This window comes from Pseudoalteromonas sp. N1230-9 (assembly GCF_032716425.1).
In the GTDB taxonomy this organism is placed as follows: domain Bacteria; phylum Pseudomonadota; class Gammaproteobacteria; order Enterobacterales; family Alteromonadaceae; genus Pseudoalteromonas.
Genome location: NZ_CP090419.1, coordinates 2,906,545 through 2,931,079, shown reverse-complemented (window position 1 = coordinate 2,931,079; position 24,535 = coordinate 2,906,545). Strand labels below are relative to the sequence as shown.

Below are 24,535 nucleotides of genomic sequence, written 5' to 3'. Positions count from 1 at the left end.
GCCAAAAGGCGCTTTTTCATCTTATATAACCTATTACAGACCAGCAGCTGCGCGAAGTGCGTCTGCTTTGTCTGTGCGCTCCCAAGGGAACTCTTCACGACCGAAGTGACCGTAAGCCGCTGTCGGTTGATAAATAGGACGCTCAAGGTCAAGCATTTGGATTAAGCCATATGGGCGAAGGTCGAAGTGCTCACGTACTAATTCGATTAGACGCGCTTCTTCTAATTTACCTGTACCAAATGTCTCGATGCTGATAGATGTTGGCTCTGCAACACCGATAGCGTAAGAAACTTGTAGTTCACACTTGTCAGCAAGGCCAGCAGCAACTACGTTTTTAGCAACGTAACGTGCAGCGTATGCAGCTGAGCGGTCAACTTTTGATGGATCTTTACCAGAGAAAGCACCACCACCGTGACGAGCCATACCACCGTATGTATCAACGATGATTTTACGACCTGTCAGACCACAGTCACCCATTGGGCCACCGATTACGAAACGGCCAGTTGGGTTGATGAAAAACTTAGTCGCGCTTGAGATAAGCTCAGCAGGAAGAACTGGCTTGATGATCGTTTCCATTACTGCTTCAACTAAGTCGTTTTGTGAGATTGAATCACAGTGTTGAGTTGAAAGAACAACAGCATCAATACCAACAGGCTTGCCATTTTCGTATGCAAACGTTACTTGAGATTTTGCATCTGGGCGTAACCAGTTAAGCTCACCGCTTTTACGAACTTCAGCCTGGCGCTGAACTAAACGGTGTGAATACGTGATAGGTGCAGGCATTAACACGTCAGTTTCGTTACATGCATAACCAAACATTAAACCTTGGTCACCAGCGCCTTGCTCTTCAGGGCGAGCACGGTCAACACCTTGGTTGATATCTGGAGATTGTTTACCGATTGTGTTTAGGATTGCACACGAGTCAGCATCGAATCCCATATCTGAGTGTGTGTAACCGATTTCACGTACTGTTTTACGTGTGATTTCTTCGATATCAACCCAAGCGCTAGTCGTGATTTCACCACCCACCATCACCATACCGGTTTTAACGTAAGTCTCACATGCAACACGGGCATGAGAATCTTGCTCTAAAATAGCATCTAGAACCGCGTCAGAGATTTGGTCCGCGATTTTATCCGGATGACCTTCAGAAACTGATTCAGAAGTAAATAAATGTTTTGCCATTGTATTTCTGCTCACAAATATTGCGCTTCACATACGTCGGTAATAGCGCTAAAAAATTAAGGGGCGTATTTTATCTAAAACAAATATGTTTGCATAGTAATTTTACGCCTAGACGTCTATTTAAAATTACTAATAACATTTCGTTCTTAATAAACAGTAATAATAGGTGCATTTAATACGGATTTTTAATTGCACTGTACCCTTACATTAAGTAAGAATGGTGCCTTACACACAACCAGCGCAAATACATAAAGGTAGGAGAATTCATGCCATCACGCAAAGAACTTGCAAATGCTATTCGCGTCTTATCAATGGACGCAGTACAACAGGCCAAATCTGGTCACCCTGGCGCCCCTATGGGCATGGCAGATATCGCAGAAGTACTATGGCGCGATTATCTAAAGCACAACCCAACGAATCCAGAGTGGGCAGACCGCGATCGATTTATTCTTTCAAATGGTCACGGTTCAATGCTGATCTATTCTCTTCTACATTTAAGTGGTTATGATCTGCCGTTAGAAGAAATTAAAAACTTCCGTCAAATGCACTCAAAAACACCAGGCCACCCAGAGTATGGGTATGCACCAGGTATTGAGACCACTACGGGCCCATTAGGTCAAGGGATCACAAATGCGGTTGGTATGGCGATTGCCGAAAAAGCACTTGCTGCACAGTTTAACCGTGAAGGTCACGATATTGTTGACCACTTCACCTATGCGTTCATGGGCGATGGCTGTTTAATGGAAGGTATTTCACACGAAGCTTGTTCATTAGCGGGTACATTAGGCCTAGGTAAACTTGTTGCGTTTTGGGATGACAACGGCATCTCAATTGATGGTGAAGTAGAAGGTTGGTTCAGCGATGACACACCAGCGCGCTTCAAAGCATACGGCTGGCACGTAGTTAGCGATGTAGATGGGCACAACCCTGATGCAATTCGCGCCGCTATCGAAGAAGCGCGTAGCATCACCGATAAACCATCACTTATTTGTTGTAAAACAGTGATTGGCTACGGTTCACCGAATAAATCAGGTAGCCATGACTGCCATGGTGCACCACTCGGTGAAGATGAAATTAAAGCATCTCGTGAGTTCTTAGGTTGGACTGGCGAGGCATTTGAAATCCCTGCTGATATTTACAGCGAGTGGGATGGCAAAGAAAAAGGTAAGCAACTAGAAGCAAGCTGGGACGAAAAATTTGCCGCTTACGCAAGTGCGCACCCTGAACTTGCTGCTGAGTTTAAACGTCGTACCAACGGTGAATTACCAGCTGATTGGGCTGAAAAGTCACAAGCTTACATCGAAGAGTTACAAGCAAACCCAGCAAACCCAGCAACACGTAAAGCATCACAAAATGCATTAAACGCATTTGGCCCATTATTACCAGAATTCATGGGCGGCTCTGCTGACCTTGCGGGTTCTAACTTAACACTTTGGGATGGCTCAAAAGGCTTAGAAGCAAACGATGCAAGTGGTAACTACATTTTCTACGGTGTACGTGAATTTGGTATGTCGGCAATTATGAACGGTATTGCACTGCACAAAGGCTTTATTCCTTACGGTGCTACATTCTTAATGTTTATGGAATATGCACGTAACGCAGTTCGTATGGCCGCATTGATGAAGCAGCCAAGCATCTTCGTTTATACGCACGATTCAATCGGTCTAGGTGAAGATGGTCCGACGCACCAACCGGTAGAGCAAATTGCTAGCATGCGTTTAACGCCAAACCTAGTTAATTGGCGCCCATGTGACCAAGTTGAGTCTGCGATTGCATGGCAACAAGCGATTGAGCGTAAAGACGGCCCAACATCACTGATTTTCACTCGTCAAGGCCTTGAGCAACAAACGCGTACTGCACAGCAGTTAAGCGACGTGAAAAAAGGTGGTTACGTGCTGAGCTGTGACGGTGAGCCAGAGCTTATCCTTATTGCAACAGGTTCTGAAGTACAGCTTGCACAAGATGCCGCTGCAGAACTTCGTTCACAAGGTAAGAAAGTACGTGTGGTCTCTATGCCTTCAACTGATTTATTTGATGAGCAAGACGCTGCTTATAAAGAAAGCGTACTACCAGCAAGCGTAACACGCCGCGTAGCAATTGAAGCGGGCATTGCAGACTACTGGTACAAATACGTAGGTCTAAATGGCGCAGTAGTTGGTATGACGACATTCGGTGAGTCTGCACCTGCAGGCGAGTTATTCAAGCACTTTGGTTTCACTGTTGAAAACATCGTAAACAAAGCAAACGCTTTGTTCTAAGCTTTAACCGCTAAACTTAAAAGCCCGCGCTGTATAACCACAGCGCGGGCTTTTTTATGGCTTTTTACTTGGCCGTAGGCGTGAAATTTATTTCGCGCGAAAAAGCTAGAACTCTTGTTGCGCTCTAATTAATCAAGGGTTAAGTTTATAGAGTTGTTTAATTTTAAACTAATTGAAACTGCGTTTAGAGATTCAAGGTTGAAAGGTGTTATACGCATTTTAATTATTAAGCTTTTATGTTTTTCGTGAGGTATGAGTGGAATCTAAGCTGTTAAAAATCAAGTTGAATCCCAATTCTCGAAGTGATTTAGATACTTTAATCACTTATATGCGTGAAAACATCGAGTTTCCAAAAAGTGAAATGGAGCAAAAAGGCTACTTTTGGGATTCCGTATTTTATGAGAAAAGTGACGAATTTGAATATATCTATATTGTTATCAAATCGAAAGATTTTTCTAAAATAATGATGGATGAAAGTGAATTAATCATATCTCCCTTCAGAGATGTTTATGAAAAGTTTAGAAGCACTTGTTGGGCTCCTGAACCTTATATAGATCTAGAACCAGTATTTTGTTTTAATTCATCATTAACTTTTTCAGGCTAAAAGCCTTTTGTATCAAAATATAACAAGCAATTTAATAGAGTTAAAAGCGTTGGGCTATTGCTTCGCCCTTTTTAGCTCATTAATTGTGAATTGCACTAAGGTCACTGATGAAACAGTATTCAATTGTTAGAATTAAAAAGTTGAATCGAGAGTTCACATTTAATGAAAGTCACATGGGTACACGCTCTCCCAGCGTTGGTGATGTTGCTACTATTGTGGATGTTTATGATGGAGCTTTTGAGCTTGAGTGTTGCGACAGTGATGGCTGTACAATTTGGTTGGAAATTTTTGATTCAAAAGACGCTGAATTTGAAATTTTAGATGATTTACCTTCCATTAGATTATCCCAAAATGATTTCATAGAGTTATTTGAACTCATGGAAAAGGCTAACGAGTTATTTCATCAATCAACAAAGTATTCTGATCCTGATAAAGTAAAAGAATTTGCTCAGGCTAATTATCCTCTAATTAGAAAGTTTTACTACGAAATTCTGTGGGATAAATTACCAGAAGCAGAAAAAGAACGAAGACTTAATGAGTAGCGTGCATATAGCAAGTTGCTTAATTTTGTATACTTAATTGGCAAAATTAACAGCTGGCTTGGCACTTAGCGCTAGTATAACCTATAGTTGTATTTACTAAATCTACTTTTGGAGAGAAGCCAAAGAAATATATATTCCAATGCAAATTATCTGGGCGAGAAAAATCAATTAATACTTCAAATGTAGGCTCGGTATCTGACGTTATAGATCAGTATAGAGCGGATGGTTATGGTTTGATGTGTAATTGCTACATTGACTCTACACTTTTTGATCGTCTTGATGGAATCTCTGATAGACGTGGAATAAATATTGAAACTTGGTCTGGGTTTGAGATAGAACGATTTTTATCCAGAAGGCCGCTATTAAAGCAACGATATGAAATAACTTAATAATTAGGGGACCGTCGGATGTTACGCACCGCTGCTTTGAGCGCTATGACTCACAAACGACATTTTAAATCTCCCGTACAATTGACGCGCTAAAGCACGACCTTGCTTGCAAGATCGGCTTATGGCTAACTACGGCTAACCGGACTTGATTATTTCTCACTCAGCTCCCCTTGAATGCTAAACCGACAACTGGCACTGTCTGTAGCTTAATAACAAAACACAACAGGAGTGAGGATGTCTCAGTTTGATAATGTAAGTGTGCTGAAAAAAGCCAATGTGTATTTTGATGGTAAAGTGTCTAGCCGTACAGTGGTATTTGCTGATGGCAGCACGAAAACCTTAGGCTTTATGCAACCGGGTGAGTTTGAGTTTGCTACGAGTAAAAAAGAGTTAATGGAACTTAACGGCGGCAGTTGGCAAGTGCTATTACCTGATGAGAGCGAATGGCAAACAATGCAAGCAGGGGAGTCATTCACGGTTGATGCGAATGTCACCTTTTTAGTAAAAGTGAGTGAGTTTGCAGATTACTGTTGTTCGTACGCTTAGTGAGCAGTTGTTAACCTCTGTGAAAAGCCCGTGCGATGCGGGCTTTTGCATATTTTATCTGCAACGCATGATCTAAATCATCTGTGGTTACAATCAATTACTAATTATCTGTAATTTTCGCTTGTGTTAATTCAATTCGCCCCCAATACTAACTGTGAGGTAACAAGAAAAAAGGATACCCTATGAAGATTAATATTTCTGGTCATCATGTTGACGTTACTGAGGCTGTTAGAGCTCACATCAACGAGAAATTCTCGAAAATTGCTAGCCATTTTCCATCATTAATATCACTCGATATTATTCTTTCAAAAGAACATCACAAGTATCAAGCTGAGATCAGTACCACTTATGAAGGTACGCGTTTATCGGTTAAAGGAGAAGATGACGTGATGTATCCGGCTATCGCAAGCGCGGCTAAAAAACTCGATGCATCACTTAAACATCGAAAAGGGCAAATGAAAGCCAAATTACATGAAAAACCGGTCAGTACCACGCCGGAAATCGCCCACGAAATCATTCAAGAAATGGATCTGAGCTAATTACAATGTGCTAGCCTGAAATGGCTAGCCTATACTAAAATTGAAAAGCCAACCGCTTCACAGCGATTGGCTTTTTTGGTTTTTACTTTCTACCTTATCCAACTTCCAATCTCATCTAAAACGCTGTAAGTTGCTTGTTACTAAGAATAAAACACACACAACTTATGCAATCAGCAGTATCAAATTGGCAATCTAAATTAAATGCATTAGGGCCGGGTATTTTAATGGCTACAGCGGCAATTGGTGGCTCGCATTTAGTGGCGTCAACACAAGCGGGATCATTATTTGGTTGGCAGCTATTTTGGCTAATCATTGTAGTAAATGTATTAAAGTACCCATTTTTTCGATTTGGTATGGAATACACCTTAGCCACTAAACAAAGTTTAGTTGAGGGTTATAAGCAAAAAGGGCCAGGCTACTTTTATAGTTTTATTGCGCTGAATATTGTTGCGGCTGTGGTGAATACCGCAGGGGTATTACTATTAACGGCCAGCTTATTGCACTACGCGTTACCTATAAGTATTTCAGTTACACTGCTGTGCTGGCTAATTTTGGCTGTGTGTTTGCTTATTTTGCTATTGGGGCACTTTAAGGCGCTCGATAATGTTTCAAAGCTTATTATGGGGCTGCTTACTGTAACAACCGTGGCTGCGTTGATTGTAGCTATTAACAATGGTGCTATAAACCATGCAGCAGTGGCGCCTGCTGACTATGTGGGCCCATCGCCGTATGAACTTGCCATGCTTGGCTTTATGGTAGCACTTATGGGCTGGATGCCAGCACCTATCGAAATTTCAGCGATTAGCTCGTTATGGCTAAAAGAGAAGCAACATCAACAAGCGGTGACAAAACAACAAGGCTTGTTTGATTTTAATTTGGGTTACTGGCTTACCGCAGCACTGGCGTTAGTGTTTTTTTCATTAGGTGTGTTGGTGCAATATGGTCACGTGCAGGCAGTTCAATTAGGTGGCGTGGCGTTTGCCAAACAGTTGATTGATATGTATGCACTCACCATGGGGGAGTGGGCAAGGCCGCTGGTTTCAGGTATCGCTTTTTTATGTATGTTTGGTACCACGCTGACCGTGCTTGACGGCTACGCCAGAACATTAAATGAGTCGCATAAATTGCTACCCGTTAAACAGTCAAAACATAGCTTGAATATGTGGCTATTATTACAAGCATTTGCTGGCATGGCAGTGATTTTATTTTTTAAATCAGCCCTTGGGCCAATGCTTACCTTTGCAATGACCCTCGCTTTTGTCACGACCCCTGTCTTTGCGTGGCTGAACTTTAGTTTAGTTCGCTCAGAAGCCAGTATTCATCACTCAACCTTACTTCGCATATTGAGCTGGTTAGGCTTAGCTTATTTGGTGGGCTTTGCGCTAGTGTTTTTGGTTTGGAAGGTAATGTAGATTACTTGGCATTTAACTATGCGTAAGGAATATTGTGGTTTAAGGCTACACAACTATAAAGTTCAAGATTTGACTACTCAATAATAAAATAGCTTGAGAATTAGGTGTTTCTTATGTGTTGCCAAAAGTGGTACTTTTTGGTTAACATGTGTTTCGATTTGTAATTGTATAAGGAAATTCCTATGAAAAGGATATTCAAGCTCAAACCTTTTGTTATCGTACCCGCTTTTGCTTTTTTGACAGCATGTGGCTCATCAGACTCAAATGATGATAAAGACACATCATCTGGTAATACTATCCCAACCATCACTTCAGAAGCAGTAACTACAGCGACTGAAGACGAAAACTATAGCTACACGGTTTTAGTTCAAGACGACGACTCTGAGTTAAGTTTTGCATTAGATACAGCACCTACAGGCATGACCATATCTCAAACGGGTAAGATTGAGTGGCTGCCTACAGAAGGCGTTTTAACTTCAGGTGAGGTGATCGTAAGTGTTAGTGATAATCACAACGATAAGGTGACTCAAACATTCGAAATTACGGTGACACCAGTCAATGATGCCCCTATGGTTGCTGATATCGAAGATCAGATTATCAAAAATGGTGAGTTATTTAATTACCAGCTTAATGTAACAGATCCTGATGATACTATTGAAGGTGGAATAAGTTTCACATTATTGTCTGGTCCTGAAGGCATGGCTGTTTCTGACACTGGCTTATTAAGCTATCAAGCCAATAATACTGAAACAACAGCCTATAACGTAAATATTAAAATAAATGATGGCGGTGAAGATAATGCAAGTGCTGCAACCGCGTCTTTCAATCTTGATGCTCAATATTTTGTAGATGTTACTGCGCGAATTAAAGACTACTACACAGAAGATGCTATCTCTAACGCAACCGCATCGATAACAAACGGTAATGGGATATTGGCAACAGGAACTACCGATGGTAACGGTGAGGTATCTTTTTCAGTCCAAGATATAACAATTACTAACCATATGGTTATAACAAGTGATGCTAATGGTTATGCAGAAATGGCTGCACTATTAAACGAAACACGTTTATCTTTACCCACTGATATTTTATTGCAACCTATACATGCGCAAGTAACATTTGATCCCACCATTGCCAGCAACTTACAAGTAGAAGATGCTGTGTTGGTTGAACTACCAGCGAATAGTTTAGTTAGAGCTGACAACTCGCTAGTAACAGGGCCAGTGAGCGCAGAGTTAACGATTATTAATCCTGCGGTTGATGTGTATTTGATGCCGGGTGAAATGCTCACAACGGATGAGAATGGAGAAATAAAACCAATCGAATCATTTGGAGCTATAACTGTCACATTTGAAGATGAAAATGGTGAAACCCTAAATCTTGCTGAAAATAGCCAAGCTATTATCAATATTCCTGCTGTAGGAGAGCTAGCGAGTACCGTGCCACTTTACTATTACAATGAGCAGACAGGTTTATGGGTTAAAGAAGGTGAAGCCCAACTTGTTAACAGCGCAGAAGGTAATTTCTACACAGGTTCCGTTTCGCACTTTACTACTTGGAATGCCGACCGAATTTATGAAACGGTATTTATTCATGGTTGCTTAGAAGATAATAACCAAAATCGAATCGCGGGTGCTTTAGTGAACTCCCAAGGACGTGATTACATCGGGTCATCATCTGCTGTAACAGACATTAACGGAGACTTTTCGATTCCTGTTAAGATGGACAGTACCGTCTTAATTTCATCAACTTCAGGTGGTTTGAGCCGCACATTCTCTGTCGAAACGAATTTAACCGATTTAACTCTTGATGAATGTATTGTGTTAGATGAAGTATTTACCAAAATTAAGCTTAACTGGGGGGCGACTCCATCGGATCTAGATTCTCATTTATGGGGCCCAACAGCGACAGAAGGTGAACAGTTCCATATTTATTTTGGTAGTGATACAGCGACTGTAAACGATATTATTATGTTTTTAGACGTTGATGACATAACAAGTTATGGCCCTGAGGTTATTTCAATCCCAGAATTTCCGCTACCTGGAACTTACACCTATAAAGTACACAATTATTCAAATACACCAGAGATTGACAGCACCACAGCAAAAGTAGAGCTTGTTATAAACAACCAACGCCGTGTGTTTACACCTCCGAGTAGTGGTGTCGAGGATTTGTGGCATGTATTTGATTTGGTTGTAAGTGAAACAGGGGCTGTTGAAATTGTCGAAGTGAATAAGTTTGAAGATGACTTAATTTTGTATACTTCAGCGCAAAATCGTCAGTTTTCAACTCAGAGAAAAGCTCAGCCTTATGAGCAAATGTTCAAAAAGTTAGTTAGTGGTAAGTATTACGCAAAATAACTAATAATAAGCCTCAAGAGGTACTTGAGGCTTATTAACTCAATTCCCTAATTGCATTACTAATCCCATCTAGCGTGAGTGGATACATACGGTTATCCATTAACTGCTTTATAAAATCTATCGATTGATAATAGCGCCAGTGTTCAACGGGTTGTGGGTTGAGCCAAGCGACTTTATCAAAATGGTTGGTGATACGGTTTAGCCAAGCACTGCCTGGCTCTTCATTCCAATGCTCAACGCTGCCACCGGGGTAGGCGATTTCGTAGGGACCCATGGTGGCATCGCCAACAAAAATCACCTTGTAGTCGCTGGTGAACTTGTTAATCAAGGTCATGGTATCAATTACGTTAGAGTGACGACGTTCATTGTCTTGCCAAACATGCTCATACAAACAGTTATGAAAATAGTAAAATTCAAGGTGTTTAAACTCGCTGTGGGCGGCGCTAAATAACTCTTCGCAAGTATGAATGTAATCATCCATTGAGCCACCTATATCAAACAGCATCAACACTTTTACCGCATTGTGGCGTTCAGGTGCCATTTTTACATCGAGCATGCCGCCTTGCTTTGCGGTTGCGCGGATGGTTTCGGTTAAATCCAGTGTATCGCTAGCGCCAGTGCGGGCAAATTTACGCAGCTTTTTGAGGGCAAGTTTTATGGTGCGCGAGCCGATTTCACGGTCACTATCGAGGTTACGGTAGCTACGTTTATCCCATACTTTTACCGCACGGCGATGTCGGTTACCGTCTTGACCAATGCGCACACCTTCAGGGTTATAACCATAGGCGCCAAACGGCGAAGTGCCACCTGTGCCAACCCACTTGTTGCCGCCTGCATGGCGTTTTTGCTGTTCTTCAAGGCGTTGCTTGAGGGTTTCCATAAGTTTGTCAAGGCCACCCATGGCATGTAATTGCGCTTTTTCTTCGTCGCTTAAGTGCTTTTCAAACTCTTTGCGTAGCCAATCATCAGGCAATGCATGTTGCTGTTTTAAGCTTTCGAGCAGATCAAGGTCGGCGACTCCGCTAAAGTAATCAGCAAAGGCTTTATCAAAGCGGTCAAAATGGGTTTCATCTTTCACCATGATGGTACGCGCTAAGTAATAAAACGCGTCTACATCGGCAAAAATAACTCCTTGCTTGAGCGCATTGATCAAATCAAGTAGCTCTCGCAAACTTACTGGTAAGCGGTATTCGCGAAGCTTAAAGAAAAACGCAATTAACATCTTAACGGCGGCTCATAAACGCAAGTTTTTCGATTAAGCTAATGTCTTGCTCGTTCTTTAATAGCGCGCCAAACATGGGCATTAGGCCACCTTTTTGGCTCTTGTCGTGCAGTGTTTTAGCGTCAATATCTTCAGCCATCAGCAATTTTAACCAATCAAGTAATTCACTTGTTGATGGTTTTTTCTTAATGCCATTAACTTCACGTAGATTAAAGAACACCTCAAGTGCTTGGCGTACTAGGTCTTGTTTAACATGCGGGTGATGCACATCGATAATTTGCGCCATTTCTTCACTACTCGGAAAATCAATGTAGTGGAAAAAACAACGACGTAAAAAAGCATCTGGTAGCTCTTTTTCGTTATTCGACGTGATGATCACAATCGGACGTTGCTTAGCAATAACGCGCTCACCGGTTTCATAAACATGAAACTCCATTTTATCGAGCTCTAATAACAAGTCGTTGGGAAATTCGATATCGGCTTTATCGATTTCATCAATCAGTAGCACTGGGCGTTTATTATGTTGCTCACCATAGGTAAAGGCTTGCCATAGTTTTCCTTTAACAATGTAATTGCCGATATCGTGAACTCGTTCATCGCCTAACTGACTGTCGCGTAGACGTGATACCGCATCATACTCATAAAGGCCTTGCTGCGCTTTGGTGGTTGATTTGATGTGCCATTGAATGAGGGGGGTGTCTAAGCTTTTTGCAAGCTCCTCGGCCAGCATGGTTTTACCCGTGCCTGGCTCGCCTTTTATCAACAGCGGTTTTTCGAGCAATATGGCCGCGTTAACGGCTTGTTTTAATGCAGAACTTGCAATGTAGTTATCGGTTGAATTAAAAAGCACGATGTCACCTTATCTGGTCTGAGCAGAGATTAATAACGTTATGATGCCATAGTTATTCTGTGTCTGAAAGGTATGCAAAACGCGGCACAGTTTTGCCATCGATTTCAACGGTTTCTAAAAACATACTAAGTGGGCGTGCCCACATACTAAACTCACCATACAGTGCTTGGTAAATAACAAGTTGCTCTTCGGTTTCACTGTGGGTGGCAACATACTCAACTTTGTATTTTGGGCCTTTGTAGTGTTGATATATACCTGATTTGAGAGGATGAGGTTTTATTGCTGTAGTCATGTTTTGATCTCTTGTATAATTACGTTTTGCACTTTTTAATGCTAAATAAATCGCCAACACTATGAATTATATTTCGTTAGATGAATACAAGAAAGCATGGGTTTTTCGCCATAAAGACATGCCTATCAGCGCAGATGATGCACTGCAAATTAAGCCAATGACAAGTGAACGCGCTGCAGTGCTTTGGACTACCATGGTCAGCCGCGAGCATGACCACCCAGATTTTTTTGATAAAACAGATTGGTGCGGCAAAGAAGAGAGCTTTATCGAGACACTTAATTGGGAAAACGCATGGGAAGCCGGCGAAGAGCAACTCCCCGAGGCTATTTTGGCGCACCTTGATTGGGAAGCAAACACGACAGTGTATTTTTGCATGGCACGCGACAATATCATCGAAACTAGTTTTGCTGTCTTTAAACGTTGTTGGCAAAACTTTATGTTTTTAGCTGATGGCAGTTTGTTAATGGGCAAAAAACGCGATGCTGTTGTGCAGTTTTTAGAGTCAGGTAATGCCAAACTGGGTAAAAAAGGCGCAGTAAAGTAGCGCTCAATTAACGCTCTATGCTATAAAACAGTCAAGCAATTGTTTTATAAGAGCGCGCATTGTCAACTTCAAACTCTCAGAGCAAATCGTTACAACAAGCCGAAATTTGGCAAACTGATGCCGAGCGGGCTTTGTATGCTCAGTTGTGTAATGCTTTTTATGCGCGTGAAATTCCACGTTTAGTTGAAGAGCCAGATGCGGCAAGATTAAGACGATTATTAGCCAGTTTACCTTTTTATATTGAACGGCTTGCTATACGAATTGTGAGTGGGGATGCGCCTCTACAACTTGATTCACAAAATGGTAGTTGGCTCGAGAAGCAAAAAACGCAGCCTCCTGTGCATAGTAAAAATGAGTCAGCGCGTTTTTTTAGTCAATACGCTAAGCGCGGGTTAATTGTTCCCGTGTTAATTAATGACGGTCAATGTACCACAGTTCGCATAGACAGCTTAGATCAAGTAAGCGACAATAAGGTACATTGCAATGAGCTTGGCTGGTTTAATCATTCGGGTGAGTCATTGGAAGACACGCACGCTCAATTATTAAAGCCTTCAAAAACGATAATGATAGCGGCGTGCTGTGGTCACCAATGGCAGTTTAATAAACGAGTAACACCTAAGCGTTTATCTTTAAGAGAAATGCTATTAGCAAGCAATATAAATTGGCGCAACCTAAAGCGCCCAAAGACTTAATTTAACCGCGAAGGAGTGTTCAATGCGGGTTTTTCAATTCGCCTTGTTATGTTTGGCGCTATTTATTCAGTACCGTTTATGGTTTGGCCATAATGGGGTACAGGATTACACTCGCCTTAAGCAAGCGGTTACGTCTCATCAAGATACCAATGCCAAGCTTTTGAAGCGAAATAAAGTACTTAAAGCTGATATAAAAGATTTAAAGCTCGGCCAAGAGGGAATTGAAGAACGTGCAAGGAATGAGTTAGGAATGATTAAACCAGGTGAAACATTTATTCGAGTGTTACCTAGACAACAAAATAATGAAAGATAAGCAAATAATTACCGCTATCGTCCCTGCCGCAGGGGTTGGTAGCCGCATGCAACATTCCACGCCTAAGCAATATATTGAACTTGCTGGCAAAACGATTTTAGAACATACCCTTAGCAAGCTTGCTGAACTTAACCTCCTTCGCACTATTAAAGTCGCAATCAGCGATGGTGACGGCTATTTTGCTGATTTACCGCACATGGATAACCGTATAGAGCGAGTAACGGGGGGGAAAGAGCGCGCTGACTCAGTGTTGAATGCCTTGTTATCACTTGCTGATAATCCTCCTGATTGGGTTTTGGTGCATGATGCTGCAAGGCCGCTGGTATGTTTAACTGATATCGAGCGCTTAATTGCAGACTGTGTTGCTACGAATGAAGGCGGTATTTTAGCCTCTAAAGTAAAGGACACCATAAAGCGTGGTGAGACGCATTGTAAGCAAACAGTGCCGCGTGATGATTTATGGCAGGCACTTACCCCCCAGTTCTTCCCTTATCAAGCGCTGACAGATGCCCTTACAAATGCGCTTAAAAATGGTGTAACCATCACGGATGAAGCATCTGCAATGGAGTGGGCTAAGCAGCCTGTTAAATTGGTGCTAGGTCGTAGTGACAATATTAAGATCACCACGCCAGAAGACTTAGATTTAGCTGAGTTCCTACTAAATAAACAACAAAATGAGAGTACCCCATGATTCGAATTGGCCATGGCTTCGATGTTCATAAATTTGGCGGCGAAGGCCCGCTGGTTATTTGTGGTGAAAAAATTGATTACCCACAAGGGTTCTTAGCACATTCAGACGGTGATGTGGCTATTCATGCATTGTGTGATGCGATATTAGGTTCTTTGGCTATGGGTGACATTGGTAAGCACTTTCCTGATACAGCCAGTGAATACGAAAACATCGACAGTCGTATTTTATTACGCCATGTGGTTGGGCTTGCTAAACAGCAGGGGTACGTACTTGGCAATGCCGATGTTACGATTGTTGCACAAGCGCCAAAAATGCTGCCACATATACAAGCAATGCGTGAAAACTTAGCCGCAGATTTAGAGGCTGACATTTCACAGGTTAACGTGAAAGCGACAACCACCGAAAAGTTAGGTTTTGAAGGACGCAAAGAGGGCATCTCAAGCCACGCAGTCGTTATTATGAGTAAACACAATTCATGAGCGAGTTAAACTACCTTTACGGTAAACCTCTTTCTAAGGCTGACTTTAAAACGTTTGCTGAAGATTTTATGGTTGATGAAGACTTGGGTATTGAGTTTACAGGTTCTGGTGAACATGTTTGCTTACAGGTTGTAAAAAAAGGCGAAAATACTCAGTTTATTGCTAAACGCATTGCCGAAAAAGCAGGTGTATCACCGCGCGATGTAAGCTATGCGGGTCTAAAAGATCGCCACGGTGTTTGTACCCAGTGGTTTAGCGTGCCAGTACCAATTAAAAAGCACATAGAATTTAGTGAACTGAATAACGAACAGTTTTTTGTAATATCGCAACAGCGCCATAACCGTAAGCTCAGAACCGGCTGTCATAAAGGCAATCGCTTTACTATTACGTTACGTAATGTGACTGAGCCGCTGGATATTTTGTGTCGTATCAATGCTGTGCGTGCAGGCGTACCTAATTATTTTGGTGAGCAGCGCTTTGGTCATGGCGGTCATAACCTTGAGATGGCTAAACGAATGTTTGCGGGAGAGCGCATTCGCGATAAAAAACTGCGTGGCTTAGTGATTTCAGCTGCGCGTTCTTATGTGTTTAACGAAATAGTGAGTATGCGTGTTGCTGAGCATGGCCTTGCTAAAACAATGCATCGCGAAGTGTTTATGCTTAGCGGCAGTAATGCCTTTTTTGAAGACAACATAAGCGATGACAATATTGCACGCTTAGCGTCTGGTGATATTGTCATGTCGGCGCCTATGGTAGGTAAAGGTGAAAAAGGCCTGACCGAGACTGAAAAAAAATGGCTTACACCTTATCAGTCGTGGATTGATGGACTTGCTGAATTAGGTCTAAAGAATGAGCGTAGAATGTTACGCTTAATACCTGATTCATTAGCAGTAGAAACCATAGATGAGAGCACATTGAAGCTCAGCTTTGGTCTACCTAAAGGCTGTTTTGCAACCGCTCTGTTACGGGAGCTGGTGGACTATCAAGATGCAAGCCCGAGAGAACAAAAACAAAAGGATGCGTAAATGAAAATCTTATTAAGTAATGATGATGGGGTCAATGCTAAAGGGATTGCAGTTTTGCACCAAGCTTTGATTCAAATCGCAGAGGTAACGTTAGTTGCGCCTGATCGCAATTGCAGTGGCGCAAGTAATTCACTCACATTAATGAATCCATTACGAGCGACTACATTAGATAATGGGTTTATTTCGATTAATGGCACACCGACAGATTGTGTTCATTTAGGTGTAAATGAGCTCACTGACGAGCTGCCTGACTTAGTTGTAGCTGGTATTAATCATGGTGCTAATTTAGGTGATGATACGCTTTATTCTGGTACGGTAGCAGCAGCAACTGAAGGACGTCATTTAGGATTACCAGCCATTGCTGTTTCGTTATGTTCTAAAGAAGGCAACCATTTTGAAACAGCAGCGGCCGTTGCCGTGAGCATTATTAAAGAGCTGGCTTCTCATCCATTACCAAAAGATCAAATAATTAATCTGAACGTTCCCGATATTCCTCTAACAGAATTAAAAGGTGTGAAGGTGACGCGTTTGGGTTCTCGCCATAAAGCTGAAACCATGACTAAGCAGCAAGACCCTTGGGGCCGTGATATATATTGGTATGGCACGCTAGGCGCTGAAAGCGATGCAGGTGAAGGCACTGACTTTTATGCCATCAACAATGGTTATGCATCGGTGACACCATTAAGTGTTGATATGACAGCGAAAGAAAGCTTGCAAGCAGTTGATAGCTGGTTGGCAAATATGGAGATTAATAGTGCTGACTAATTATAATCGCAGTGCATTAGCGTTGGCTGAATTATTAAAGCGAGAAGGGGTAGAGGACTCTATCGTACTTGAAGCAATAGCAACAACACCCAGACACTTATTTGTTGATGATGTATTGCAGCACAAAGCGTATCAGAATACCGCATTACCCATTGGCCAAGGGCAGACTATCTCACAACCGTATATTGTTGCACGGATGACCGAGCTATTACGTTTGGCTGGCGTTAAAGACAAAGTGCTTGAAATAGGCACTGGCTCTGGTTATCAAACAGCAATACTTGCCAAAACATTTAGCAAAGTTTGCTCTGTTGAGCGAATTAAAGCACTGCAATGGCAAGCAAAACGGCGTTTACACAAACTCGATTTATATAATGTAACAATGAAACATGGTGACGGCTGGCAAGGTTGGCAGTCTCAAGCACCATTTTCAGGCATCATTGTGACAGCTGCGGCTGCAACAATGCCAAAAGGGTTATTAGCACAGTTAGCTGATGGCGGAGTCATGATTGCCCCTGTGGGCGAGCAAGACCAGCAATTAATGATGGTTGTCAGAAATGGCGATACATTTAGTGAACATGTAGTTGCACCAGTACGATTTGTACCTTTGGTACCTGGTGACATTGAATAGGACGTCATACTTTGAAGTTATTTACTAAGTTATATGATATGGCACTTGTGTGGGCGAAGCACCGCCACGCAGAGCGCTATTTAGCAGGGATGAGCTTTGCCGAATCTGTTTTTTTTCCGGTGCCACCCGATGTCATGCTGGCGCCAATGTCGCTTGCACAACCAAGCAAAGCATGGCGTTTTGCAAGCTTTACTACCATTGCGTCTGTCATTGGTGGTGTTTTAGGTTATCTTTTAGGTTATTGGCTATTTGAGCCTGTTGTAGAGCCTTTTATTGCTCAAATGGGTTGGCAAGCAAAGTTTGACTTAGCACTTAGTTGGTTTGAAACCTATGGAGTTTGGGTTGTATTTATCGCTGGATTTTCGCCTATCCCCTATAAGGTATTTACGATAGGAGCTGGTTTAATGCAGATGGCCTTTTTGCCCTTTTTAATTGCCTCAGCCATTGGTCGTGGTGCACGATTCTTCTTGGTTTCCGCTTTAATGAAATGGGGTGGGGTTAAAATGGAGCAAAAATTACGTCAATATGTTGAAGCACTTGGCTGGGGTTTAGTTATTTTAGTTGTGGTTGCATACTTTTTATTACGATAGCACTTAAAACCTTTAATTAGCATTTCAAGGAGCATTTTACGGTGAGAAAGCATTTAACAGTCTATGTTGCTTTGTTTCTTAATATTTTGCTCTTTGGTTGCTCCTCTCGCAATGCGCCCGCGCCGGTCAGTAGTTTAGATAATCAAATTAATCTCACTACCCGTAAAGTGATTATCACGGGTTCAAGTTATCGAGTACAAAAAGGCGATACGTTGTACTCAATTGCGTTTAGCGCTCAGAAAGATTTCCGTTCTCTGGCAAAAATAAACCGTATTCCAGCACCTTATACAATTTACCCTGGACAACGCATTTTGCTCAAAAAAGCAGCGGAAAAACCAAAAAAGACGAAAAAATATACGAAATGGAGTAAAAAGTCTACTGTTTCGAAACAAAAAGATAACAAAAAATTAAAAAAAGAGCTTGATCAGCCAAAACAACGAGAGTATGTTCAAAAACAAGCCAACAAAAAAGTTAGTGTAAGAAGTAGTAAATCTAGTACGAAAGTAATATGGAGTTGGCCCGCTCAAGGTAAGGTCACTCGCCGTTTTTCTACTAAAGAAAATGGTTATAAAGGTTTACAAATCGCTAATAAAAAAGGGGCATCTGTTTTAGCTGCTGCACACGGAACGGTGGTTTATGCTGGCAACGCATTAAGGGGATACGGTAATTTAATTATTTTGAAACATAATGATGATTACCTAAGTGCTTACGCACACAACTCCAAGTTGCTCGTAAAGGAAAAACAGGAAGTAAAGGCGGGTCAGAAAATAGCAGAAATTGGCAGTTCCGACTCTTCAGTAACGGCTTTGAGATTTGAAATTCGTTATCGAGGAAAAGCAGTCAACCCTGCTAAATATCTACCTTAGCCACGGGTATTGATAAAGTGATTTAGCTCAATCACATATTTGCTCGGGAGGACGCTTATGGGTCACACAGCAAAACTTGAGAAAACAACAGAAACGATTGACGATAAATTTGACGATACAGTAGTCGAAGAAGAATCTTCTGATTTACTAGAGGAAGTGGATAACGAAGAAGATATTTTTGCAAAGGATGAAGTCGCCAAGAATTTAGATGCAACGCAACTATATCTCGGTGAAATTGGTTTCTCTCCTCTGCTCAGTGCAGAAGAAGAAGTATACTTTGCTCGTAAGGCGTTGAAAGGCTGTGAAGCCTCTCGTAAACGAATGATCGAAAGTAACTTACGCTTAGTGGTGAAAATTGCTCGTCGCTATAACAATCGTGGCCTTGCATTACTTGATCTAATAGAAGAAGGTAATCTTGGTCTTATCCGAGCCGTTGAAAAATTTGACCCAGAACGTGGTTTCCGTTTTTCAACTTACGCAACCTGGTGGATTCGTCAAACTATTGAACGTGCCATCATGAATCAAACCCGTACTATTCGCTTACCAATTCATGTTGTTAAAGAGCTGAACGTTTATTTAAGAACCGCACGAGAATTAACGCAAAAGCTAGACCATGAACCAACAGCAGAAGAAATTGCAGAGTGTTTAGATAAACCTGTTGAAGACGTAACAAAAATGCTGCGTCTAAACGAAAAAATCACCTCAGTTGATACACCAATTGGTGGTGAGAACGATAAAGCCTTACTCGATATTATTGCTGACGAAAAAGGCTCTGGCCCTGAGGGCGAAGTACAAAATAATGATATCAACAAGCATATAGTTGATTGGCTTGGTGAATTAAACCCAAAACAACGTGAAGTATTAGCACGCCGCTTTGGTTTGCTTGGCTACGAACCATCAACGCTTGAAGATGTTGGTCGTGAAATTGGCTTAACACGTGAGCGTGTAAGACAAATTCAAGTGGAAGCATTACGTCGCTTAAAAGATATTTTGCAACACGAAGGTTTAAGCACTGATAGCCTGTTCGACCAATTCACTTAATTTGACAACAATGCATACCTGATCAAGGGTATAGAACCTACGGGTTCAGAACACACAAAAAAGCTGACGTAACGTCAGCTTTTTTATTGTGTAATTAAAGTAAATCTTTTAACTGATATAACAGCTGATGTGCTTGCCTTGGTGTGAGGCTGTCAGGATCAAGCTGCTGTAAAGTTAATTCAAGCTCTGATGGCTCATTATCAAAAGCCAGTGCTTGCTGTTGCTGCACAGGAGCTGTGACCGGCTGATGATTTTCGAGCATTTTTAGCTTTTGTTTTGCTTGTTGAATCACCGCTTTTGGCACACCGGCAAGTGCAGCAACTTGCAAGCCAAAGCTCTTACTTGCAGCCCCTTCAAGTACTGTGTGCATAAAGGCAATGGTGTCGTTGTGCTCAATGGCATCTAAATGCACATTAACCAGTCCTTGTTGCTGTTCAGCAAGTTCTGTTAATTCAAAGTAATGAGTTGCAAATAGGGTTTTAGCTGCAATCTTTGAGGCTAAATAGTCTGCAGTAGCATAAGCGAGTGACAAGCCATCATAGGTTGACGTACCACGACCAATTTCATCCATCAGCACCAACGATTGTGCGGTAGCATTATTCAAAATTGTGGCTGTTTCTGTCATCTCAACCATAAAGGTCGAGCGCCCAGATGCCAGATCATCACTTGCGCCAATACGTGTGAATATACGGTCAATGTTACCGATTTCGGCGCTATCTGCCGGTACGTAAGAGCCTATATGTGCCATTAGTACGATAAGCGCGGTTTGGCGCATGTAAGTTGATTTACCACCCATATTTGGACCAGTAATGATTAGCATTTTACGGTCATTATTGAGCTCTACTGGGTTGGCAATAAACGGGTCTTTCATGACCTGCTCAACAACAGGGTGGCGGCCTTGCTTAATGCTAATATTGTCGTTATCGCAAAGTGTTGGTTTAGCGTAATTAAGTGCTTGTGCACGTTCTGCTAAGTTATTTAATACATCTAAATCAGCTAACACAGCAGCCATGGTTTGTAGCTGCTCGATATGCGGGGCAATAAATTCAAATAACTGCTCGTAAAGTTGCTTTTCAAGGGCTAATGCTTTTGATTGGCTACCCAGTACTTTATCTTCGTGCTCCTTTAGCTCTGGAATGATGTAACGTTCATTGTTTTTAAGCGTTTGGCGACGAATATAATCCGCAGGCACTAAATGTGAATTGGCACGGCTAACTTCAATAAAAAAACCATGTACTTTGTTATAGCCAATTTTAAGCGTACTAATACCTGTGCGTTCACGTTCACGCTCTTCAAGTTTTTCAAGAATATCAGTCGCACCTTGGCTCAGTGCACGCCATTCATCAAGTTCACTATTATAACCTGGGGCAATAACGCCACCATCACGAATAAGTACAGGCGGAGTTTCTATAACAGCACGTTCTAGTAAATCCTGCAGTTCAGGCAATTGTTGCGAGTTTGCGATGATCTGACTAATACGTGGATTGTTGGCATCCATTAGTAGTTCGTGCAGTGGTGCCAAAGCTTGCAAAGCGCTGCGCAAGCGCGTTAAATCACGGGGTCTTGCAGTGCAAAGTGCTAAGCGAGCAATAACACGTTCAATATCACCAATTTGCTTTAATGACTCTTGTAGCTCACCGCATAGTTGTGCATCAATAATCGCACTTATCGCATTGAGACGAGAGTTAAGCTCAGTTTTGCTGCGCACTGGAGTGTGAATACGGCGTTTTAGTAAGCGAGAACCCATTGCTGTTGCTGTTCTATCAAGCACTTGCGCGAGGGTGTTTTCGTAGCCGCCAGAAAGATTCACCGTGAGCTCTAAATTTTTACGAGTTGCAGCGTCGAGGATCACTGCGTGCTCATTTTGTTCAAGAGTAATGGCACGAATATGGGGCAGGGCAATGCGCTGAGTATCCTTAACATATTGCATTAAACACCCAGCAGCAATGAGTGCGTTATGAGCTTTATCGACTCCAAACCCTACTAAATCCTTAGTACCAAATTGGTCGCACAATAAGTGTTGGGCAGTATCTAAATCAAATTCCCACTCAGGGCGTCGACGCGCGCCTTTTATATGCTCAATTAGGTGTACATTTGCAAATGTTTCACTATAAAGCAGCTCAGCAGGCGCTAAACGTTGTAATGTTGAGCTAAATGCTTCATCAGTATTGACTTCAAGAATATTAAAGCGCCCTGAATTGATATCAAGGTAAGCTATTCCGTAAACACCCTTGTTGCTTTGCCACACACTCGTTAATAAGTTGTCTTGACGTTCTTGCAGTAAGGCTTCATCAGAAATTGTGCCAGGCGTAACAATGCGCACAACTTTGCGCTCTACAGGGCCTTTACTTGTCGCAGGGTCGCCTATTTGTTCACAAATAGCAACGGATTCGCCCATTTGCACTAAGCGGGCTAGGTAGTTTTCTACAGCGTGATAAGGGACACCGGCCATTGGGATTGGAGCACCACCGGCTTTGCCGCGGTGAGTTTGAGAAATATCAAGTAATTGTGCGGCACGTTTGGCATCATCAAAAAACAGTTCATAAAAGTCACCCATTCGATAAAACAACAAAATATCTCGATGCTCTGCTTTTATTTTAAGATACTGCTGCATCATAGGGGTTTGTTGTTTTATAGTGTGCGGTGCATAAAGATCAAACGACATGTACTTACCCAAAGGCTGAATATGGAATTACATCAAGAGATTAAAACACTTGCTGCGAAATTAGGAGCTATTTTAACGGATAAACGCTTATGGATCACTACCGCTGAATCATGTACGGGTGGGGGGGTGAGTTATGCGCTTACAGATACGCCTGGAAGTTCTAATTATATTGACCGTGCTTTTGTTACCTACAGCAATCAGGCAAAGCATGAACTACTTGGTGTTAACGAGCAAACATTAAACACCTACGGTGCCGTAAGTGAACAAACGGTCCTTGAAATGGCACCGGGAGCTGCAAAAGCAGCAAAAGCTGATATTGCGATTGCTGTTTCTGGCATTGCAGGCCCTGGAGGTGCAACACTGGATAAGCCCGTGGGATTAGTGTGGTTTTGTATTCATTTTGCAGGGAAAAACTATTCGAGCAAGCAGGTTTTTTCTGGGAATAGAGCAAATGTTAGAGAGCAAGCTATTGTTTATGCTATAGAAAAAGTAATTGAATTGATAAAATCAGAAAATTAGCTTGATACTGTGATTTCATACAGTATACTGTCTGCATTAGCCGGATTTGGAGAACAGAATGAACGATAACAAACAAAAAGCGTTGGACGCTGCTTTATCACAAATTGAACGTCAATTTGGTAAAGGTTCAATTATGAAATTGGGTGATAATAAAGCCCTTGATATTGAAGCTATCTCGACAGGTTCACTTGGTATTGATATTGCGTTAGGTATAGGTGGTTTACCGACAGGCCGTATCGTTGAAGTATATGGTCCTGAATCATCAGGTAAAACAACGCTTACTTTACAAGTTATCGCTCAAGCTCAAAAGCAAGGTAAAACATGTGCGTTCGTTGATGCTGAGCATGCACTTGATCCTGTATACGCACAAAAACTAGGTGTAAACATTGATGAGTTACTTGTTTCTCAACCAGATACGGGTGAACAAGCATTAGAAATTTGTGACATGTTAGTACGTTCAAGTGCTGTAGATGTAGTGATTGTTGACTCGGTTGCTGCACTGACACCAAAAGCTGAAATTGAAGGCGACATGGGTGATTCACACATGGGCTTACAAGCTCGCTTAATGTCGCAAGCACTTCGTAAGTTAACGGGTAATATTAAACGCTCAAATACACTGTGTATTTTCATCAACCAAATCCGTATGAAAATTGGTGTTATGTTTGGTAACCCAGAAACAACTACGGGTGGTAATGCACTTAAGTTTTACGCTTCAGTACGTTTAGATATTCGTCGCATCGGTTCAGTGAAAGAAGGTGACGAAGTTGTTGGTAATGAAACCCGCGTGAAAATCGTTAAGAATAAAGTTGCGCCGCCATTTAAACAGGCTGAATTCATCATTATGTACGGTGAAGGTATCTCTAAACATGGCGAGCTAATTGATTTAGGTGTTAAGCATAAACTTGTTGAAAAGTCAGGTGCTTGGTACAGCTATAATGGTAATAAAGTCGGCCAAGGTAAAGCTAACTCAATTAAGTTCTTAAAAGATAACCCTGAGATCGCAGATGAAATCGAAGGCAAACTACGCGAGATGCTATTACTGCAAGCCACTGTACAACCAGAAGATGGTGAAGATGCAGGCTTAATCGCAGAAGATGAGCTATAAATCGTTTTAAAGAGTATCGTTAAGCGTGATTTGACCCGCACTTAACAAAAGAAAGCCGCTACCCTGTGTAGCGGTTTTTTTATGGTTGAAATAGTCTGTGGTCGCGTGTTGTTTATTTGATTGGTCGCGGGGTTACCCTCTGCTACAAGGTGGCGTAGTTGCGATTTTATATCTCGCTTTAGCTTGAGTTACTTTTGGGTTGTCGCGGGGTTAACCCGCTGCTACAAGGTGGCGTAGTCGCGACTTTGTATCGCGCTTAAGGTTTAGTTGTGTTTGGATTGTTGCGAGGTAAACCCGCTGCTACAAGATGGCGTAGTCGCGATTTTGTATCGCGCTTTAGCTTGGGCTTTTTTGGGTTGTCGCGGGGTAAACCCGCAGCTACGGGAGCGTAGCTGCGATTTTATAGCGCGTTT

Annotated in this window: 25 protein-coding genes; 20 read left to right on the top strand and 5 right to left on the bottom strand. The window is 42.0% G+C overall.

What is annotated here, in order from left to right; genetic code table 11:
* Nucleotides 1-33: 33 nt before the first annotated feature.
* Nucleotides 34-1,185 (bottom strand): methionine adenosyltransferase, encoded by a 1,152-nt coding sequence (metK, locus tag LY624_RS13620; RefSeq protein ID WP_062568781.1) that lies wholly within the window; start codon nt 1,183-1,185, stop codon nt 34-36.
* 266 nt (nt 1,186-1,451) lie between these two features.
* Between metK and tkt the strand changes: the two genes are divergently transcribed.
* From tkt to LY624_RS13585, 7 genes are all read left to right on the top strand, one after another.
* Nucleotides 1,452-3,443, top strand: a complete 1,992-nt coding sequence (tkt, locus tag LY624_RS13615) for a transketolase (protein WP_341803212.1) — start codon at nt 1,452-1,454, stop codon at nt 3,441-3,443.
* Nucleotides 3,444-3,699: 256 nt separating this feature from the next.
* Complete coding sequence (locus LY624_RS13610; RefSeq protein ID WP_341803211.1) at nt 3,700-4,047, top strand: DUF6176 family protein; 348 nt, start codon at nt 3,700-3,702, stop codon at nt 4,045-4,047.
* A gap of 107 nt (nt 4,048-4,154) precedes the next feature.
* Nucleotides 4,155-4,589 (top strand): hypothetical protein, encoded by a 435-nt coding sequence (locus LY624_RS13605; protein ID WP_341803210.1) that lies wholly within the window; start codon nt 4,155-4,157, stop codon nt 4,587-4,589.
* Nucleotides 4,590-5,212: 623 nt separating this feature from the next.
* Entirely contained in the window at nt 5,213-5,524 is a 312-nt protein-coding gene (gene ppnP / locus LY624_RS13600) for a pyrimidine/purine nucleoside phosphorylase (RefSeq protein ID WP_341803209.1), read from the top strand.
* A gap of 182 nt (nt 5,525-5,706) precedes the next feature.
* Nucleotides 5,707-6,063, top strand: a complete 357-nt coding sequence (gene hpf / locus LY624_RS13595) for a ribosome hibernation-promoting factor, HPF/YfiA family (RefSeq protein WP_062568786.1) — start codon at nt 5,707-5,709, stop codon at nt 6,061-6,063.
* 164 nt (nt 6,064-6,227) lie between these two features.
* Nucleotides 6,228-7,475: an NRAMP family divalent metal transporter gene (locus LY624_RS13590; protein ID WP_130149531.1), complete on the top strand. Its 1,248-nt coding sequence runs from the start codon at nt 6,228-6,230 to the stop codon at nt 7,473-7,475.
* Nucleotides 7,476-7,657: 182 nt separating this feature from the next.
* A complete protein-coding gene (locus tag LY624_RS13585; RefSeq protein ID WP_341803208.1) occupies nt 7,658-9,835 on the top strand; it encodes a putative Ig domain-containing protein in 2,178 nt (725 codons plus the stop codon).
* Between the two features lie 34 nt (nt 9,836-9,869).
* Here LY624_RS13585 and LY624_RS13580 read toward each other — a convergent pair whose 3' ends face one another.
* From LY624_RS13580 to LY624_RS13570, 3 genes are read right to left on the bottom strand one after another with little or no spacing between them, the layout of a single operon-like run.
* On the bottom strand, nt 9,870-11,057 hold the full coding sequence (locus LY624_RS13580) for a vWA domain-containing protein (protein ID WP_237119910.1): 1,188 nt from the start codon (nt 11,055-11,057) through the stop codon (nt 9,870-9,872).
* A 1-nt stretch (nt 11,058) separates the two neighbouring features.
* A complete protein-coding gene (locus LY624_RS13575) occupies nt 11,059-11,907 on the bottom strand; it encodes an AAA family ATPase (RefSeq protein ID WP_341803207.1) in 849 nt (282 codons plus the stop codon).
* A 52-nt stretch (nt 11,908-11,959) separates the two neighbouring features.
* Nucleotides 11,960-12,199: a DUF1653 domain-containing protein gene (locus LY624_RS13570; RefSeq protein ID WP_341803206.1), complete on the bottom strand. Its 240-nt coding sequence runs from the start codon at nt 12,197-12,199 to the stop codon at nt 11,960-11,962.
* Nucleotides 12,200-12,260: 61 nt separating this feature from the next.
* Here LY624_RS13570 and LY624_RS13565 point away from each other — a divergent pair, with 61 nt between their 5' ends.
* From LY624_RS13565 to rpoS, 11 genes are read left to right on the top strand one after another with little or no spacing between them, the layout of a single operon-like run.
* On the top strand, nt 12,261-12,743 hold the full coding sequence (locus LY624_RS13565) for a DUF2947 domain-containing protein (RefSeq protein ID WP_237119908.1): 483 nt from the start codon (nt 12,261-12,263) through the stop codon (nt 12,741-12,743).
* 59 nt (nt 12,744-12,802) lie between these two features.
* Nucleotides 12,803-13,435 carry a hypothetical protein gene (locus tag LY624_RS13560; RefSeq protein WP_341803205.1) on the top strand — a complete coding sequence of 211 codons (633 nt, stop codon included), beginning with the start codon at nt 12,803-12,805 and terminating at the stop codon, nt 13,433-13,435.
* Nucleotides 13,436-13,457: 22 nt separating this feature from the next.
* Nucleotides 13,458-13,748: a cell division protein FtsB gene (ftsB, locus tag LY624_RS13555; RefSeq protein ID WP_237119906.1), complete on the top strand. Its 291-nt coding sequence runs from the start codon at nt 13,458-13,460 to the stop codon at nt 13,746-13,748.
* A complete protein-coding gene (ispD, locus tag LY624_RS13550; RefSeq protein ID WP_341803204.1) occupies nt 13,738-14,439 on the top strand; it encodes a 2-C-methyl-D-erythritol 4-phosphate cytidylyltransferase in 702 nt (233 codons plus the stop codon). The genes ftsB and ispD overlap by 11 nt, the downstream gene beginning before the upstream one ends.
* Entirely contained in the window at nt 14,436-14,918 is a 483-nt protein-coding gene (gene ispF, locus LY624_RS13545; RefSeq protein ID WP_062568796.1) for a 2-C-methyl-D-erythritol 2,4-cyclodiphosphate synthase, read from the top strand. Before ispD ends, ispF begins: the two co-directional genes overlap by 4 nt.
* Nucleotides 14,915-15,943: a tRNA pseudouridine(13) synthase TruD gene (gene truD, locus LY624_RS13540; RefSeq protein WP_341803203.1), complete on the top strand. Its 1,029-nt coding sequence runs from the start codon at nt 14,915-14,917 to the stop codon at nt 15,941-15,943. The genes ispF and truD overlap by 4 nt, the downstream gene beginning before the upstream one ends.
* Complete coding sequence (surE, locus tag LY624_RS13535; protein WP_130149540.1) at nt 15,944-16,708, top strand: 5'/3'-nucleotidase SurE; 765 nt, start codon at nt 15,944-15,946, stop codon at nt 16,706-16,708.
* Nucleotides 16,698-17,336: a protein-L-isoaspartate(D-aspartate) O-methyltransferase gene (locus LY624_RS13530; protein WP_062568831.1), complete on the top strand. Its 639-nt coding sequence runs from the start codon at nt 16,698-16,700 to the stop codon at nt 17,334-17,336. Before surE ends, LY624_RS13530 begins: the two co-directional genes overlap by 11 nt.
* 11 nt (nt 17,337-17,347) lie before the next feature.
* The gene (locus tag LY624_RS13525; RefSeq protein ID WP_062568799.1) at nt 17,348-17,926 is read left to right on the top strand and encodes a YqaA family protein; all 579 of its coding nucleotides are present in this window, start codon (nt 17,348-17,350) and stop codon (nt 17,924-17,926) included.
* A gap of 41 nt (nt 17,927-17,967) precedes the next feature.
* Nucleotides 17,968-18,792, top strand: coding sequence for a peptidoglycan DD-metalloendopeptidase family protein (locus LY624_RS13520; protein WP_341803202.1), 825 nt, complete (start codon nt 17,968-17,970; stop codon nt 18,790-18,792).
* Nucleotides 18,793-18,849: 57 nt separating this feature from the next.
* A complete protein-coding gene (gene rpoS / locus LY624_RS13515) occupies nt 18,850-19,833 on the top strand; it encodes an RNA polymerase sigma factor RpoS (protein ID WP_062568801.1) in 984 nt (327 codons plus the stop codon).
* A gap of 94 nt (nt 19,834-19,927) precedes the next feature.
* Here the strand turns inward: rpoS and mutS are convergent, their stop codons facing one another.
* Nucleotides 19,928-22,498, bottom strand: coding sequence for a DNA mismatch repair protein MutS (gene mutS, locus LY624_RS13510; protein WP_341803201.1), 2,571 nt, complete (start codon nt 22,496-22,498; stop codon nt 19,928-19,930).
* A 21-nt stretch (nt 22,499-22,519) separates the two neighbouring features.
* Between mutS and LY624_RS13505 the strand changes: the two genes are divergently transcribed.
* Together LY624_RS13505 and recA are read left to right on the top strand one after the other, a co-directional pair.
* Nucleotides 22,520-23,017, top strand: coding sequence for a CinA family protein (locus LY624_RS13505; protein ID WP_341803200.1), 498 nt, complete (start codon nt 22,520-22,522; stop codon nt 23,015-23,017).
* Between the two features lie 58 nt (nt 23,018-23,075).
* Entirely contained in the window at nt 23,076-24,122 is a 1,047-nt protein-coding gene (gene recA, locus LY624_RS13500; protein WP_130149545.1) for a recombinase RecA, read from the top strand.
* Nucleotides 24,123-24,535 lie beyond the last annotated feature (413 nt).